We start from the raw sequence: 16,070 nt of genomic DNA on the forward strand, positions 1-16,070 counted from the left end.
CGCGCACGACGTCCACGCCGGCGGGCGCGACCAGGTCTGCGGTGTGCGCGGCGACCAGCGTGACCCGCGCGCCGCGCTGGGCGGCGACCCTGGCCAGCGCGAAGCCCTGCCGGCCGGACGAGCGGTTGCCGAGGAAGCGCACCGGGTCCAGCGGCTCGCGGGTGCCGCCGGCCGACACGGTCACGTGCACGCCTTCCAGGTCGCGCGGCAGCGCCTCGGGACGCGCCAGCAGCAACCGGGCCAGGTCGACGATCTCGGCGGGCTCGGGCAGCCTGCCCTTGCCGGTGTCCTTGCCGGTCAGCCTGCCGCTGGCCGGTTCGGCGACGACGACCCCACGCGCGCGCAGCAGCGCCACGTTGGCCTGCGTCGCCGGGTGCTCCCACATCTCGGTGTGCATCGCCGGGACGAGCAGGACCGGGCAGCGCGCGGTCAGCAGCGTGTTCGTGAGCAGGTCGTCGGCCAGGCCGTGGGCGGCCTTGGCGATCAGGTTGGCCGTGGCGGGCGCGACGACGACGAGGTCGGCGGTCTGGCCCAGCTTCACGTGCGGCACGGAGGGCACGTCCTCGAACACCCCGGTCTGCACTGGCTGACCGGACAGCGCCTCGAACGTGGCCGCGCCGACGAACTTCAGCGCGCCGTCGGTGGGGACGACGCGCACGGAGTGACCCGACTCGGTGAGCCGGCGAAGCACCTCGCACGCCTTGTAGGCGGCGATGCCCCCGCCCACCCCGAGGATGACCCTGGGGCGGTCGGGGGCGTCGAAGGCCTCGGTCACTCGCCCTCGGTGTGCTCGAGGAGACCCGCGTGGATCTCCCGGAGCGCGATCGACAGCGGCTTCTCGCGCGGGCCGGGCTCGACCAGCGGGCCGACGTACTCGAGCAGGCCCTCGCCGAGCTGGGCGTAGTAGTCGTTGATCTGGCGGGCGCGCTTGGCCGCGTAGATCACCAGCGCGTACTTCGAGCTGACCTGCTCCAGCAGGTCGTCGATCGGCGGGTTGGTGATGCCCTCCGGGGTGCCCGAGAGCGGGCCCAGCTCGGTGTGCGTGGTCACTCGTCAACGCTCCTGCGGTTCAGGGGTGGGTCTGTGTCGTCATCGTGTCGAGACAACCGTCCCGCGCCTCGCGACGCGCGTGCTGACGCGTCGGGCACCGGGCCGACCACCAAGTTTAGCAAGCTCGCGGCGGCGGACCGCACGTCGTCGTTCACCACGACCTCGTCGAACTCCGGTTCGGCCGCCAGCTCTTCCTTGGCGATCTCCAACCGGCGGGCGACGACGGCGGGGTCCTCGGTGCCGCGGCCGGTCAACCGGCCGACCAGGTCGTCCCACGACGGGGGGGCCAGCATGACCAGCTGGGCCTCCGGCATCGCGACCCGGACCTGCCGCGCGCCCTGCAGCTCGATCTCCAGCAGGGACGGCGTGCCGGACGCCAGGGCGTGCTCCACCGGCGCCTTGGGCGTGCCGTAGCAGTTGCCCGCGAACTCGGCGTGCTCCAGCAGCTCGCCGTCCGCGACCATGCGGCGGAACTCGGCGCCGTCGACGAAGTGGTAGTGCACCCCGTCGACCTCGCCCGGCCTCGGCTTCCTGGTGGTCACCGAGACGCTGAAGTGGATCTCCGGTCCCATCCGGCGCAGCTCGGCCAGCACGCTGGACTTGCCGACGCCGGAGGGACCGGACAGAACGGTGAGGCGGGGCCGGGCGCGAACGCCCGACCCCACCCCGGTGCCATCACTCACTCGCCGCTGAACTCGGTGAGCAGCGCCTTGCGCTGCCGCTCACCCAGGCCGCGCAGCCGACGGGACGGAGCGATCTCAAGGCGCTCCATGATCTGCTGCGCGCGCACCTTGCCGACGCCCGGAAGCGCCTCGAGCAGCGCGGACACCTTCATCTTGCCAAGGACCTCGTCGCTCTCGGCGGCCTTCAGCACGTCCGTCAAGGTCGTGCCGCCACGCTTGAGGCGCTCCTTGAGCTCAGCCCGAGCGCGACGAGCGGCAGCAGCCTTCTCCAGCGCTGCGGCCCGCTGCTCCTCGGTAAGCTGGGGAAGGGCCACGATTTCCTCCGTGGTGTGGGAATTTCAATTCTGGATCGGTGCCGCGACCGTACCGAGCGCAATTGCCTGGGTACAACGTGGGTCCCAGTCAGGTGAATCTTTCAGCGCTGGAGTGGTTGCGGCGGGTGGTAGTAGTACCAACACCCACCAACAGGGCCATCACCGCCACCGGTAACGCCTTGCGCACGCCTTGTGTGGTATGCGCTCGGTGGTTGATGTCCCCGCCGGTGGCCAGGACCGTACCAGGCACCGTTTGCGCAGGTGAGCGGACCACGCGAAGCGGGTGGCGATTTGATGGTGATCACATCTCCAGCGAGTGCCGCACGGCGTCCACCGCGGACCGCAAGGATGCGGTCCCCGGACCGTGCCTGAGCACGTCCCGGGAGGACGTCGGGAGCACCCCGCGCAGGTCCGGCCCGAACAGCGCGCGGAGGTCCGCGACGGTCGCGCCCTGGGCCCCGAAACCGGGGGCCAGGACGGGTCCGTGCAGGTCGGAGAGGTCCACGCCGAGTTCGGGCAGGGTCGCGCCGACGACCAGGCCGACGTCTCCGAACGGCTCCGCGCCCGCGTTCGCGCGGGCCGCGGAGTCGACGATCGACTGCGCCACCGAGCGCCCGTCGGGGTCCACCGCGCGTTGCACGGAGGCCCCTTCGGGATTCGAAGTCAACGCGAGGACGAATATTCCGCGACCGCTCTCGGAGGCCGCCGCCAACGCCGGGTCGAGCGATCCGAACCCGAGGTACGGGGACGCGGTGACCGCGTCCCCGGCCAGCGGCGAGCCCTCGGTGAGGTACGCCGCGGCGTAGGCGGCCATGGTGGAGCCGATGTCGCCGCGCTTGGCGTCGACCAGCACCAGCGTGCCGCTGCCGCGCAGGTCCGCGATGACCCGCTCCAGGACCGCCACGCCCCGCGAGCCGTGCGCCTCGAAGAACGCCGCCTGCGGCTTCACCACCGCGACCCGGCCGCCGAACGCCTCCACGCAGGTCAGCGCGAACCGCTCCAGCCCCGCGGCGTCCTGGGACAGCCCCCAGGACGCCAGCAGGCCGGGGTGCGGGTCGATGCCCACGCACAGTGGCCCGTGCTCGGCCACCGCCTTCGCCAACCGCGCACCGAACCTCACGCGTCACCCCGCAGGGCCGCCTGGAGGGCCTGGAGGGGCCGCACGCCGATGTCACCGCGGATGGCGGCCTCGATGCCGTGCACGGCCGCCGCCGCGCCCTGGATCGTGGTCACGCACGGGATGTCCTTGGCCACGGCGGCGGTGCGGATCTCGTAGCCGTCGATGCGCGGCCCGTTGTTGCCGTACGGGGTGTTGATGATCATGTCGACGGTGCCCGCGAGGATGGCGTCGACGATGTTGTCGGCGCCCTCGAAGTGCTTGCGCACGATCGTGCACGGGATGCCGTTGCGACGCAGCACCTCGGCCGTGCCCGCCGTGGCCAGCACCTCGAAGCCCAGGTCAGCGAGCCTCTTGACCGGGAAGATCATGGCCCGCTTGTCCCGGTTGGCCACCGACACGAACACCCGGCCCGACGTGGGCAGGGAGCCGTAGGAGGCGGTCTGGGACTTGGCGTAGGCCATGCCGAAGGACACGTCGATGCCCATGACCTCGCCGGTCGACTTCATCTCCGGGCCGAGCAGCGAGTCGACGCCCTTGCCCTCCGGGGTGCGGAACCGGTGGAACGGCAGCACGGCCTCCTTGACCGCGACCGGGGCGTGCGGCGGCAGCTTCGCGCCGTCACCGGTCTTGGGCAGCAGCCCCTCACCGCGCAGCTGCGCGACGGTCGCGCCGAGCATGATCCGGGCGGCGGCCTTGGCCAGCGGCACGGCCGTGGCCTTGGAGACGAACGGCACGGTGCGCGAGGCGCGCGGGTTGGCCTCCAGCACGTACAGCACGTCGTCCTTGAGCGCGTACTGGACGTTGAGCAGGCCGCGCACGCCGATGCCCTCCGCGATGGCCAGCGTGGACCGCCGGACGGCCTCCACGTCGGACTCGCCCAGCGTGATCGGCGGCAGGGCGCACGCCGAGTCGCCGGAGTGCACGCCGGCCTCCTCGATGTGCTCCATCACACCGCCGATGAACACCTCGGACCCGTCGTAGAGGGCGTCGACGTCGATCTCGATGGCGTCGTCGAGGAACCGGTCGACCAGCACCGGGTGCTCCGGGCTGACCTCGGTGGCGCGCTGGATGTAGCTGCGCAGCGTCTCCTCGTCGTAGACGATCTCCATGCCGCGCCCGCCGAGCACGTACGACGGCCGCACCAGCACCGGGTAGCCGATCTCGTCCGCGATGGCCTTGGCCTGCGCGAACGAGGTGGCCATGCCGTACTTCGGGGCGGGCAGGCCCGCCTCCGCGAGGACCTGGCCGAACGCGCCGCGCTCCTCCGCGAGGTGGATGGCGTGCGGCGGGGTGCCCACGACCGGCACGCCCGCGTCCGCGAGCCGCCGCGCGAGGCCCAGCGGCGTCTGGCCGCCGAGCTGCACGATCACGCCCGCGACCGTGCCGGAGCGCTGCTCGGAGTGGAAAACCTCCAGCACGTCCTCGAACGTCAGCGGCTCGAAGTACAGCCGGTCCGAGGTGTCGTAGTCGGTGGAGACGGTCTCCGGGTTGCAGTTGACCATCACCGTCTCGTACCCGGCCTCGCGCAGCGCCATGGCCGCGTGCACGCACGAGTAGTCGAACTCGATGCCCTGCCCGATCCGGTTGGGACCGGAGCCGAGGATCAGCACCTTCGGCTTGTCGGGCTGCGCGGTGACCTCGGTCTCGGCGTCGGGGTCGAGCTCGTAGGCCGAGTAGTGGTACGGGGTCTTGGCGGCGAACTCGGCGGCGCACGTGTCGACGGTCTTGTACACCGGCCGCACCCCGAGGCGGTGGCGCAGCACGCGCACGCCGTCCTCACCGGCCAGTTCGGACCGCAGCGCGGCGATCTGCCGGTCGGACAGGCCGGCCCGCTTCGCCTTGCGCAGCAGCCGCTCGTCCAGCACGGGCGCTTCCTCGATCTCGTGGCGCAGGTCGACCAGCCACGCGAGCTGCTCGATGAACCACGGGTCGATGTGCGACGCCTCGTGCACCTGCTCGATCGTCGCGCCCAGCCGCAGCGCGCGGTCCACCGTGTACAGCCGGCCGTCGTGCCCGGCGCGCAGGGCGTCCAGGGTGGACTCCAGCGTCTCGTCGGGGTCCGGCGTGGTCCAGAAGCCCGCGGCCTTGGTCTCCATGGAGCGCAGGGCCTTGCCCATCGCCTCGACGAAGCTGCGGCCGATGGACATGGCCTCACCGACCGACTTCATGGTCGTGGTGAGGGTGCTGTCGGCGCCGGGGAACTTCTCGAACGCGAACCGCGGCACCTTCACCACGACGTAGTCGAGCGCCGGCTCGAAGCTCGCGGGCGTCTCCTTGGTGATGTCGTTGCGGATCTCGTCCAGCGTGTAGCCGATGGCGAGCTTCGCGGCGATCTTGGCGATCGGGAAGCCCGTCGCCTTGGACGCCAGCGCGGACGAGCGGGAGACGCGCGGGTTCATCTCGATGACGACCATGCGGCCGTTCTCCGGGTTGACCGCGAACTGGATGTTGCAGCCGCCGGTGTCCACGCCGACCTCGCGGATGACCGCGATGCCGACGTCGCGCATGTGCTGGTACTCGCGGTCGGTGAGCGTCATCGCCGGGGCCACGGTCACCGAGTCGCCGGTGTGCACGCCCATCGGGTCGATGTTCTCGATGGAGCAGACGACGACCACGTTGTCGTTGCGGTCGCGCATGAGCTCCAGCTCGTACTCCTTCCAGCCGAGCACGCTCTCCTCGATCAGCACCTCCGTGACCGGGGACTCGGCCAGGCCGCTGGCGGCCAGCCGCTCCAGCTCCTCGGGGGTGTGCGCCATGCCCGAGCCGAGGCCGCCCATGGTGAACGACGGCCGGATGACGACCGGGAGGCCCAGCTCCGCGACCGTCGCGCGGACGTCGTCCATGGTCTTGCAGACCGCGCTGCGCGGGACGTCCGCGCCGATCCGGCGGACCAGGTCCTTGAAGATCTGCCGGTCCTCGCCGCGCTGGATGGCGTCGATGTCCGCGCCGATCAGCTCGACGTCGTACTTCTCCAGGACGCCGCGCTCGTGCAGCGCGATGGCGGTGTTCAGCGCGGTCTGGCCGCCCAGCGTGGCCAGGATCGCGTCCGGGCGCTCGGCCGCGATGACCTTCTCGACGAACTCCGGGGTGATCGGCTCGACGTAGGTGGCGTCCGCGAACTCCGGGTCCGTCATGATCGTCGCCGGGTTGGAGTTGACCAGCGAGACCCGCAGGCCCTCCTCGCGCAGCACGCGGCACGCCTGGGTGCCGGAGTAGTCGAACTCGCAGGCCTGACCGATGACGATCGGGCCGGAGCCGATGACCAGCACGTGCTTGAGATCAGTCCTCTTCGGCATCAGCGGCCCTCGCCCATCATCGTCACGAAGTCGTCGAACAGCGGTGCGGCGTCGTGCGGTCCGGCCGCCGCTTCCGGGTGGTACTGCACGCTGAACGCGGGCACGTCCAGGGCGCGGACGCCCTCGATCGTGCCGTCGTTCGGGCAGTAGTGGCTCAGCAGCACGCGGCCGAAGTCGGAGGTGAACTCCTCCCCCGGCTCGCCCTCCAGCGCGAACCCGTGGTTCTGCGAGGTGATCGCCACCTTGCCGGTCTTCACGTCGATCACCGGGATGTTGATGCCCCGGTGTCCGTAGCGCATCTTGTAGGTGTCGCGGCCCAGCGCCCGGCCGAGGATCTGGTTGCCGAAGCAGATGCCGAACAGCGGGATGCGCCGGTCCAGCACGCCGCGGGTCAGCTCGACCGCGTGCGCCTGGGTGGCCGGGTCGCCGGGCCCGTTGGACAGGAACACGCCGTCGGGCTTGACCGCGACCAGGTCGTCCAGCGACGAGGTGAGCGGCAGCACGTGCACCTCGATGCCGCGCGCGGCCATCATCCGCGGGGTGTTGGACTTGATGCCCAGGTCCAGCGCGGCGACGGTGAAGCGGCGCTCGCCGACGGCCTCGACCACGTACGGCTCGGGCGTGGTGACGTCGCCCGCCAGGTCGGCGCCCACCATGGCGGGCGCGCTGAGGACCCGCTCCAGCATCTCCTCGGTGCTGCCCAGCTGGTCGCCGGAGAACACGCCCGCGCGCATCGCGCCCTGCTCGCGCAGGTGGCGGGTGAGCATGCGGGTGTCGATGCCCGCGATGCCGACGACGCCCTGCCGGGCCAGCTCCTCGTCCAGGCCCCGGCGCGAGCGCCAGTTGGACGGCACCCGGGACGGGTCGCGCACCACGTACCCGGAGACCCAGATGCGGCCGGACTCGTCGTCCTCGTCGTTCCAGCCGGTGTTGCCGATCTGCGGCGCGGTCTGCACCACGATCTGCCGGTGGTACGACGGGTCGGTGAGGGTCTCCTGGTAGCCCGTCATGCCGGTGGAGAAGACCACCTCGCCCAGCGACGCGCCGACCGCGCCGTAGGCCTCACCGCGGAACACGCGGCCGTCTTCCAGCACCAGTGCCGCGTTCGTCATGAGTCGCCTCCCAGCGCTCGCACCCACTGCTCGTACACGTCCTTGTCGTCGCCCCGGAACCCGGTGTCGAACACCTGGTCACCGAGGTGCCAGCGCACGACCAGCAGGCCGTCCGCCGTCATCACCTTGCCCGCGAGACCGCGTGCGGTCCGGGCGCCGTCCACCTGGTCGGCCGGGATCCACAGCGCGCTCGCGCCCGTGCGCTCCACCAGCACACCGCTCTCGGTGAGCCGGAGGGTCGCCTCGGCGCGGTGGCCGATGTCACCGACCGCGACCCGGTCCTGCCAGTCGCCGCCGATCGTCGTGCCGATGTAGACGCCGGTCGTCTCCAGCATCGTCGCGCCGGTCTCGGCGGGCGGTCGCGGGAACTCCGGCAGCACCTCGGCCTGCCTGCGGGCGCGGCGCTGCCAGCCGTGCCACATGCCGTACAGGCAGAGCGCGAAGACGGCCAGGATGGCCAGGGACAGCAGCACGCGGGTCATGCCGGGATCCTTCCGCCGACCGCCGTCACGCGCCCGCGCAGCACCGTGGCGACCACCGCGCCGGGCAGCTCCATGCCCTCGAACGGGGTGTTGGCCGCGATGCTGGCGAAGTCCGCGCCGCGCACCGTCCAGGTGGCGTCCGGGTCGACCAGCACCAGGTTCGCGGGCTCACCGACCTCGATCGGACGCCCCTGGTCGGGCAGGCCCGCGATCTCGGCGGGCCGCTCGCTCATCACCCGCGCCACGCCCCGCCAGTCCAGCAGGCCGGTGCGGACCATGGTCTCCACCACGATCGACAGCGCCGTCTGGAGGCCGAGCATGCCGGGCCGGGCGGCGGCCCACTCGCAGTCCTTGTCCTGCACGGCGTGCGGCGCGTGGTCGGTGGCCACGCAGTCGATGACGCCCTCCGCCAGCGCCGCGCGCAGCCGCTCCACGTCCGCGGCGGTGCGCAGGGGCGGGTTGACCTTGTTGACCGGGTCGTAGGTGGCCAGCCGCTCGTCGGTCAGCAGCAGGTGGTGCGGCGTCACCTCGGCGGACACGTCGGTGCCGCGGGCCTTGGCCCACCTGAGCACGTCCGCGGTGCCCGTCGTGGACACGTGGCAGACGTGCAGCCGGGCGCCCGCGTGCAGCGCCAGCAGGCAGTCCCGCGCCACGATCGACTCCTCCGCCGCGGCGGGCCAGCCCTGCAACCCCAGCCGGGACGCCTGCTCGCCCTCGTGTGCCTGCGCGCCCACGGTCAGCCGGGGCTCCTCCGCGTGCTGCGCGATGACGACGTCCAGCGCCTTGCTGTACTCCAGCGCGCGCCGCATGATCAGCGGGTCGTGCACGCAGTGGCCGTCGTCGGAGAACACCCGCACCCCGGCCCTGGCCATGGTGCCCAGCTCCGCGAGCTTCACGCCCTCCAGGCCCACCGTGACCGCGCCGACCGGGTGCACGTCGACCAGGCCGACCTCGCGGCCCCGGCGGGCGACGTGCTGGACGACCACCTCGTTGTCCGCGACCGGGTCGGTGTTGGCCATGGCGAACACCGCCGTGTAGCCGCCCAGGGCCGCGGCGGCCGAGCCGGTGGCGATGGTCTCGGTGTCCTCGCGGCCGGGTTCGCGCAGGTGGGTGTGCAGGTCGACGAAGCCGGGCAGCAGCACCGCGCCGCCTCCCTCGACCACGTCCGCGCCTCCTCCGGCGACCTCGCCGTCCTCGGCGGACCCGATCGCGGCGATCACGCCGTCGCGGACCAGCACGTCGACCGGGTCGCCCTCGCCGTACGGTCGCACTCCCCTGATGATCAAGGGGTTCACGAAGTCTCCTCCTCGTGGGCAAGCAGGTGGTAGAGGACGGCCATGCGCACGTGCACGCCGTTGCGCACCTGGTCGGTGATGGCGGCGCGGGGCGAGTCGGCCACCGCCGAGGCGATCTCCATGCCGCGCAGCATCGGACCGGGGTGCAGCACGACGGCGTGCTCGGGCAGCAGCCCCAGCCGCCGCTCGCTCAGGCCGTAGGCGATCGAGTACTCGCGGGCCGAGGGGAAGAACCCGCCGTGCATCCGCTCCGCCTGGACCCTCAGGAGCATGACGGCGTCGAGGCCGGGCAGCTCGGCGTCCAGCTCGTGCGAGATGGTGACCGGCCAGCTCTGCACGCCGGTCGGCAGCAGGGTCGGCGGCGCGACCAGCGTCACGTCCGCGCCCAGCGCGGTGAGCAGGTGCACGTTGGACCGGGCGACCCGGCTGTGCAGCACGTCACCGACGATCGCGATCCGGCGGTCCCGCAGGTCACCGAGGCGTTCCCGCAGGGTGGCCGCGTCCAGCAGGGCCTGGGTGGGGTGCTCGTGCATCCCGTCGCCCGCGTTGACGACCGACGTGCCCGCCTCGCGCAGCCAGCCCGCCAGGCGGTGCGCCGCGCCGGACGCGGGGTGCCGCACGATGACGCAGTCCGCGCCCGCCGCGGCCAGGGTCAGCGCGGTGTCGCGCAGCGACTCGCCCTTGCTCACGCTGGAACCGGACGACGAGACGTTCACCACGTCCGCGCTCATCCACTTGCCCGCGATCTCGAAGCTGACCCGGGTCCGGGTGGAGTTCTCGTAGAACATCGTGATGACCGTGCGGCCGCGCAACGTCGGCAGCTTGCGCACCTCACGGCCTTCGAGGGCCTGCTTGAGGCTCGCCGCGGTGTCCAGGATGGCGGTCGCCTGGTCCGGGTCGATGCCCTCGGTGGTGAGCAGGTGCTTCACCTCAGCACCACCCCGTCGCGCTGGTCGAACTCGTCCAGCAGCACGTGGACCTCCTCGGTGCGGGCCGTGGGCACGTTCTTGCCCACGTAGTCCGCGCGGATGGGCAGCTCGCGGTGGCCCCGGTCGACCAGGACGGCCAGCTGCACGGCGCGCGGGCGGCCGTGGTCGCGCAGGGCGTCGAGCGCGGCGCGGATCGTGCGGCCGGAGAACAGCACGTCGTCGACGAGGACCACGAGCTTGTCGTCGATGCCGCCCTCGGGCAGCTTGGTCGCCTCCAGCGGGCGGGTGGGGCCGCGGCGCAGGTCGTCCCGGTAGAGGGTCACGTCCAGCGTGCCGGTCGGCACCTCGACGCCGGAGAACTCCGCGATGCGGACGGCCAGCCGGCGGGCGAGCGGCGCTCCCCGGCTCGGAATCCCCATCAGGACTACTGCGGGTGCGCTCGGTGCATCAAGAGCGGTCTTCTCGATGATCTGATGGGCCATTCGGGCGACGGTGCGCGCGACGTCGCCGGCCGACAGGAGCTCTCGCTCCCCGGCCGGGTCCGTCGCGCCACGTTGACGTGGCGCCACGGTTGGACCTCCTTCCCCGCCTCGCTGGACGGGTCCTTAAAGGACGTCGGACACCCGGCTGCGACCGGGCTGACCAGCACGGTATCAGGCGGCGGCGGTCAATCTTCCGGGTGGTGTGCGTGGTCTCGCCCACCTGTCGCAGCGAGATCAGCTTGACCTGGTGACCACGGAGAGCAATCATTACTCTGCGTATTGATCTAAGCCTCCCCGCGGCAGTCCCCTACCGGCTGACGGGGCGAATGAACGGAGAACCGCCACATGGGCGACTACGCCAAGGCGCTGGGGGCAAAGCTCCGCGCGATCCGCCAGCAGCAGGGCTTGTCTTTGCACGGCGTCGAGCAGAAGTCCGGCGGTCGGTGGAAGGCCGTGGTCGTCGGCTCGTACGAGCGCGGCGACCGCGCCGTGACGGTGCAGAAGCTCGCTGAGCTGGCCGACTTCTACGGTGTCCCGGTGGCCGAGCTGCTGCCCGAGGGCCGGGTGCCGTCCGGGGCGGAGCCCGCCACGAAGATCGTCATCAACCTGGAACGGCTGCAACAGCTGCCGGCGGAGAAGGTCGGGCCGCTCGCGCGGTACGCGGCCACCATCCAGAGCCAGCGCGGTGACTACAACGGCAAGGTGCTGTCCATCCGGACCGAGGACCTGCGGTCGCTCGCGATCATCTACGACATGACGCCGGGCGAACTGACCGAGCAGCTCATCGACTGGGGCGTGCTGCCTCCCGAGGCCCGTCCGGCCAAGGAGGACTGAGCACGTGGGAAGGGCCACCCGCCGGTTACCCCACGGGTGGCCCTCCCGGCCTGCGCCTGCCCCCGGGCAGGCAACCGGTCTCGCTGTCGTGCGCCCGGAACGCACCCGGCGCACGGCGTCAGGCGGCGCGCGGAGCCCCGGGAGGTCCAGCGCACGAGGTCCGGAGCGCAGTTCTAGAGCACGGCCCGGAGCTGGTCCGCGATGACCGCGATCCGGCCGAGCACGCCGTTGACGAACCGCGGCGAGTCGTCCGTGGACAGGCCCTTGGCCAGCTCCACCGCCTCGTCGATCGCGACCGCGTCCGGCACGTCCCCCGCCCACAGCAGCTCGTAGAGCCCGATCCGCAGCACCGCGCGGTCCACCGCCGGCATCCGCTGCAGCGTCCAGCCCTCGGCGTGCTCGGAGATCAGGTCGTCGATGCGCGCGCGGTGCGCCGTGACGCCTTCCACGAGGGTGATCGTGTAGTCGTTCACCGGCGGCACGTCGGTCGAACCGACCCGGTCCGCGAGCAGCGTCACCGGGTCGGTCCCGCGCAGGTCCGCCTCGTAGAGGACGTCGACCGCGCGTTTGCGCGCCTTGCTCCGTGCGCCCATCTCAGCCGTTCACTCGGCCGAGGTAGCGGCCGTCGCGGGTGTCGACCTTGATCTTCTCGCCGGTGGTGACGAACAGCGGCACCTGGATCTCGGCGCCCGTCTCCAGCGTGGCTGGCTTGGTGCCGCCGGTGGAGCGGTCGCCCTGCAGGCCCGGGTCGGTGTGCTGGATGACGAGCTCGACCGAGGTCGGGAGCTCGACGTAGAGCGCGACGCCCTCGTGCATGGCGACGACGGCTTCCTGGTTCTCCAGCAGGTAGTTCGCCGCGTCCGCGACCGTCTCGGCCGGGATGCTGATCTGGTCGTAGGTGTCGCCGTCCATGAAGACGAAGTCGGCGCCGTCCTTGTACAGGTAGGTCATGCCGCGCTTGTCGACGGTGGCCGTCTCGACCTTGGTGCCCGCGTTGAAGGTCTTGTCCACGACCTTGCCGGACAGGACGTGCTTCAACGTGGTGCGCACGAAGGCGCCACCCTTGCCCGGCTTCACGTGCTGGAACGCGGTGACGGTCCACAGCTGGCCGTCGAGGTTCAGCACCAGGCCGTTCTTCAGGTCGTTGGTGGTGGCCACGGTGGTGGGCTCTCCTGTTGCGTGAGTGAGGGCGACGCCGGCGAGGCCGACGGACCTGCTTCGGACGATCCGACTTCAGATGACCACGAGCTCCTTCGTGGTCAGGGTGAGGAGCTCCGGGGCGCCTTCGCGCACCACGAGCGTGTCCTCGATGCGGACACCACCCCGCCCGGCCAGGTACACACCGGGCTCGACGGTGACCGCCATACCGGGCAGAAGTGTACCGTCACCCGCCTTCGACAGCGCTGGAGCCTCGTGGATCTCCAGGCCGACGCCGTGCCCGAGGCCGTGCAGGAACTCCTCGCCGCGCCCCGCCTGTTCGATCACGCCGCGCGCCGCCGCGTCCACGTCCGCGACGCGCGTGCCGACCGCCAGCGCCGCCCGGCCCGCCGCCTGCGAGGCCGCGACCAGTTCGTACAGCTCCCGCTGCCAGTCCGCGGCCCGGCCGACGACCAGGGTGCGGGTCATGTCGGAGTGGTAGCCGTCGACCAGCGCGCCGAAGTCGAGCTTCACCAGGTCGCCGTCGTGGACCACCGCGTCGGTCGGCCGGTGGTGCGGCACCGCCGAGTTCGCGCCCGTCGCCACGATCGACTCGAACGACGGCCCGGCCGCGCCGTGGTCGAGCATCCGGCTCTCCAGCTCGCGGGCGACCTCCCGCTCCGTGCGGCCGGACCGCAGGCCGCCGTGCTCGATCAGGTCGGCCAGCGCCCGGTCGGCCGCCGCGCACGCCATGCGCAGCGCCTCGACCTCCGCGTCGTCCTTGACCAGCCGCAGCCGTTCGACCAGGTCGGGTGCCCGCACCAGCCGCGAACCGCCGGCCGCCTCGGTCAACGCGTCCAGGCCGTCCACGGTCACGTGGCCGCTCTCGAACCCGATCCGGGCGCGCTTCGCCCGGGCGGCCCTGGCCACCAGCGCCACGTCGCACGGCCGGTCGATGACCCGCTCCAGGTCCGGCACCTGCGCCGCGGCCTGGGTGAGGTACCGGCCGTCGGTGCAGAACACCGCGCCGTCGTCGGAGTCGGCGCTGATCAGCAGCGCCGCGTTCGACCCGGTGAACCCGGTCAGGTAGCGGACGTTGAGCAGGTTGGTGACCAGCAGGGCGTCCAGCTCCCGGTCCCGGAGCGAGGCCCGCAGGGCGGCACGGCGAGTGGAGTGCGGCATGTCCAGCAGCCTAAAGCCCGGTGGACCACCTCACCGTGCCACTCGATCGGGTGAACCGTGCCGGATCGTGGGACCGGCCGCGTGACGGACCGTGCGGGCGCGGGGTGTGGGCTTGGCCGTCGGTCGCGCTTAGGGTGGCCCTCATGCGTACGTGGCTGGTCCGAGGGTTCTGGCTGGGGCTGCTGCACGGCGCGGTGCAGACCGGCACCGCGGCGGTCGGCGTCCACAGCCCCGAGGCCGCGTCGTCCACCCGGTACATCGCGTTCGGGCTGGTCGTCGTCATCGGCGTGCTGTGGGGCGCGCTGGACGCGTGGCGCGGGCTCGACGGGCCCGGGATGGTGTGGTTCCGCGCCGCGCTGGTGGCCGGGCCGCTGGCCGGGGTCGTGGGCGTGGTCGGCCGGTCGCTGGTGGACCAGACGGGGATCGAGGCGCTCGGGTCCGCGCTGACGGGCGGGGCCGCGTTCACCGCGTTGCTGGTCATGGTCTCGGCGGCGATCGGGACGGGCATCGGTGCCGCGCTGCCCCAGCCGGACGAGTCACGCCAGTCCGACGCACCCCGGCCCCGCGCACCCCGGCCCGGAGCACCCCAGTCGGGAACCCGCTAGCCCGGAACCCGCCGGCCCGAGATCCACGACCCGAGATCCACCGGCCCCGAGCCCGCCGGTCCGCGACTTGCCGGCCCAGGACCTACCGGCCCGGGATTCGCCGGTCTGCTGCACCTCGACCGGGCACGACCCTCGGCCGACCACCGCTGGCGGCCGGCCGCGCCACCTCGCCACGCGGGTGGGGCCGGGCGCGTCAGCGCCGCAGTTCGCCCGCCTTGCGGTAGGAGTCCCACTCCTTCTTCGTGGCCTGGCTGAGCTGCGAGGCGTTCGCGGTGACGACCTGGGCGGCGGCCTCACCGGTGCCCAGGACCCACAGCTGGTCCTCCAGCAGCAGCCCGATCCGGCCGTCCGGCGCGCGCACCGCCTTCGCGCCCGCCGGGATCTCCGCCACGACGGGCAGGGCGTCCACGACCGGCGGCCGGCGGTTCAGCACCCGGGTGGCGAGCCGTTCGCTCACCGACCGGCGCTCGACCCGGACCACCTTGCCGGCCAGCACGAGGTCCGTGGTGTTGGAGGGCGAAGGCACGGCGTAGCCGTCCAGCAGCGCCGCCGACTCCCCGGTCGCGCAGCCGGGCACCCCCGCGAGGTCCAGGCCGTACTGGTTGAGGTCGGTCGGTGCGGCGGCCGCGCCGTCCACGGTCGCGCGCACGACGTCCACCGGGATCCGGCCGCACGGGTCCTCCGCCGACACCGGCGCGTGCCCGAGCGGCGTGCGGACCAGGCCGGGGCCCTCCCGCCACGGTCCCGGGATGTGCACCTGCTGGAACGGGTTGCGGGTGAACTCCTTGTTCCAGAACGTCAGCGTGGTGCCGTGCGCGGTCTCGTGGGCGATGACGAACGCGCGCAGCGCGTCCACGTACATCCAGTCGGCGCTGAACGCGTCCACCACCGAGCGGGTCCGCTTCGAGCGGGTGTCGGGCACCGGTCCGAAGCCGGCCGGGCCCAGCGCCTGCACGCCGGAGGCGAACGTCGGGTCCTTCGAGCGCAGCACGAACTGGCCGGCGCCGTTCCACCCGGCCGCCGCGCCGGTGGTGTCGGTGAACAGCAGGTGGAACCAGCCGTCCACGACCAGCACCGACGGCTGGCCCGCGCCGTAGGTGTTGTCCCTGACCGTGTCGTAGGACGGGCTGACGATCGGCTTGCCGCCCGCGGCGCGCGTCCACGTGACGCCGTCCGGGCTGGTGGCGACGCCGATGGCGTTGCCGTTGGCGTGCTCGCCCGCCGCGCCCGTGTAGTAGAGGTAGTACGTCTCACCGACCCTGATCACCGAGGGGTCGCAGGTGTGCATGCCGTCGAAGCCGTCGCCGCTGCCGGACAGCACCGGGATCGCGGGCGCGACGCCACCGGGCGCGGCGAACGGGCCGGCCGCCGAGGCGCTCTCCGCGTACAGCAGGTCGTCGCCCGCGGGTGCGGCGGCGAAGAGCTGGCTGCACCACCACATGCGGTGCGTGCCGCCCTCGACCACGACCGTCGGGCCGTAGTTGTAAGGGGCGTCACCGCCGCCGTGGGCGACCACGCCGCCGCTCTGCCGGCCCCGGTCGGCCACCAC

At 72.4% G+C, this 16,070-nt stretch carries 17 protein-coding genes; 2 read left to right on the plus strand and 15 right to left on the minus strand.

The annotated features are described in order from the left end of the window. From coaBC to pyrR, 11 genes are all read right to left on the minus strand, one after another. Positions 1–775: bifunctional phosphopantothenoylcysteine decarboxylase/phosphopantothenate--cysteine ligase CoaBC (gene coaBC / locus AB0G02_RS14775; RefSeq protein ID WP_360793889.1), on the minus strand; the 775-nt coding region annotated here is incomplete at its 3' end. Then, positions 772–1,050, minus strand: coding sequence for a DNA-directed RNA polymerase subunit omega (rpoZ, locus tag AB0G02_RS14780; RefSeq protein ID WP_053721631.1), 279 nt, complete (start codon positions 1,048–1,050; stop codon positions 772–774). The genes rpoZ and coaBC, both read right to left, overlap by 4 nt. Beyond that, on the minus strand, positions 1,047–1,715 hold the full coding sequence (gene gmk, locus AB0G02_RS14785; protein ID WP_360793891.1) for a guanylate kinase: 669 nt from the start codon (positions 1,713–1,715) through the stop codon (positions 1,047–1,049). The genes rpoZ and gmk overlap by 4 nt, the downstream gene beginning before the upstream one ends. 14 nt (positions 1,716–1,729) lie before the next feature. Next, the gene (mihF, locus tag AB0G02_RS14790) at positions 1,730–2,047 is read right to left on the minus strand and encodes an integration host factor, actinobacterial type (protein WP_033427832.1); all 318 of its coding nucleotides are present in this window, start codon (positions 2,045–2,047) and stop codon (positions 1,730–1,732) included. A gap of 301 nt (positions 2,048–2,348) precedes the next feature. After that, positions 2,349–3,167 (minus strand): orotidine-5'-phosphate decarboxylase, encoded by an 819-nt coding sequence (pyrF, locus tag AB0G02_RS14795; protein WP_360793893.1) that lies wholly within the window; start codon positions 3,165–3,167, stop codon positions 2,349–2,351. Further along, a complete protein-coding gene (carB, locus tag AB0G02_RS14800) occupies positions 3,164–6,463 on the minus strand; it encodes a carbamoyl-phosphate synthase large subunit (RefSeq protein ID WP_360793895.1) in 3,300 nt (1,099 codons plus the stop codon). Before carB ends, pyrF begins: the two co-directional genes overlap by 4 nt. Beyond that, on the minus strand, positions 6,463–7,575 hold the full coding sequence (gene carA, locus AB0G02_RS14805) for a glutamine-hydrolyzing carbamoyl-phosphate synthase small subunit (RefSeq protein WP_360793897.1): 1,113 nt from the start codon (positions 7,573–7,575) through the stop codon (positions 6,463–6,465). Before carA ends, carB begins: the two co-directional genes overlap by 1 nt. Then, the gene (locus AB0G02_RS14810) at positions 7,572–8,057 is read right to left on the minus strand and encodes a transporter (RefSeq protein ID WP_360793899.1); all 486 of its coding nucleotides are present in this window, start codon (positions 8,055–8,057) and stop codon (positions 7,572–7,574) included. The genes carA and AB0G02_RS14810 overlap by 4 nt, the downstream gene beginning before the upstream one ends. Then, complete coding sequence (locus AB0G02_RS14815; protein WP_360793901.1) at positions 8,054–9,352, minus strand: dihydroorotase; 1,299 nt, start codon at positions 9,350–9,352, stop codon at positions 8,054–8,056. The genes AB0G02_RS14810 and AB0G02_RS14815 overlap by 4 nt, the downstream gene beginning before the upstream one ends. Next, on the minus strand, positions 9,349–10,281 hold the full coding sequence (locus AB0G02_RS14820; protein WP_360793903.1) for an aspartate carbamoyltransferase catalytic subunit: 933 nt from the start codon (positions 10,279–10,281) through the stop codon (positions 9,349–9,351). Before AB0G02_RS14820 ends, AB0G02_RS14815 begins: the two co-directional genes overlap by 4 nt. Beyond that, entirely contained in the window at positions 10,278–10,850 is a 573-nt protein-coding gene (gene pyrR, locus AB0G02_RS14825) for a bifunctional pyr operon transcriptional regulator/uracil phosphoribosyltransferase PyrR (RefSeq protein ID WP_308199004.1), read from the minus strand. Before pyrR ends, AB0G02_RS14820 begins: the two co-directional genes overlap by 4 nt. A gap of 258 nt (positions 10,851–11,108) precedes the next feature. Here pyrR and AB0G02_RS14830 point away from each other — a divergent pair, with 258 nt between their 5' ends. After that, a complete protein-coding gene (locus tag AB0G02_RS14830; RefSeq protein WP_015103676.1) occupies positions 11,109–11,597 on the plus strand; it encodes a transcriptional regulator in 489 nt (162 codons plus the stop codon). A 173-nt stretch (positions 11,598–11,770) separates the two neighbouring features. Here AB0G02_RS14830 and nusB read toward each other — a convergent pair whose 3' ends face one another. The 3 genes from nusB to AB0G02_RS14845 all read right to left on the minus strand — a co-directional run bounded on the left by nusB (position 11,771) and on the right by AB0G02_RS14845 (position 13,916). Next, positions 11,771–12,190 carry a transcription antitermination factor NusB gene (gene nusB, locus AB0G02_RS14835; protein ID WP_360793905.1) on the minus strand — a complete coding sequence of 140 codons (420 nt, stop codon included), beginning with the start codon at positions 12,188–12,190 and terminating at the stop codon, positions 11,771–11,773. Position 12,191: 1 nt separating this feature from the next. Next, complete coding sequence (efp, locus tag AB0G02_RS14840) at positions 12,192–12,755, minus strand: elongation factor P (RefSeq protein WP_360793907.1); 564 nt, start codon at positions 12,753–12,755, stop codon at positions 12,192–12,194. A gap of 75 nt (positions 12,756–12,830) precedes the next feature. Then, positions 12,831–13,916, minus strand: coding sequence for a Xaa-Pro peptidase family protein (locus tag AB0G02_RS14845; protein WP_360793909.1), 1,086 nt, complete (start codon positions 13,914–13,916; stop codon positions 12,831–12,833). 143 nt (positions 13,917–14,059) lie between these two features. On the opposite strand from AB0G02_RS14845, the gene AB0G02_RS14850 reads away from it, so the two are divergent. Then, positions 14,060–14,521 (plus strand): B-4DMT family transporter, encoded by a 462-nt coding sequence (locus tag AB0G02_RS14850; protein ID WP_360793911.1) that lies wholly within the window; start codon positions 14,060–14,062, stop codon positions 14,519–14,521. A gap of 193 nt (positions 14,522–14,714) precedes the next feature. On the opposite strand, the gene AB0G02_RS14855 is transcribed toward AB0G02_RS14850, so the two are convergent. Next, positions 14,715–16,070, minus strand: a 1,356-nt coding sequence (locus tag AB0G02_RS14855) for a beta-xylosidase (protein WP_360793913.1), incomplete at its 5' end; no start/stop codon positions are given.

It is taken from the genome of Actinosynnema sp. NPDC023658, assembly GCF_040639995.1.
Classification (GTDB): domain Bacteria; phylum Actinomycetota; class Actinomycetes; order Mycobacteriales; family Pseudonocardiaceae; genus Actinosynnema.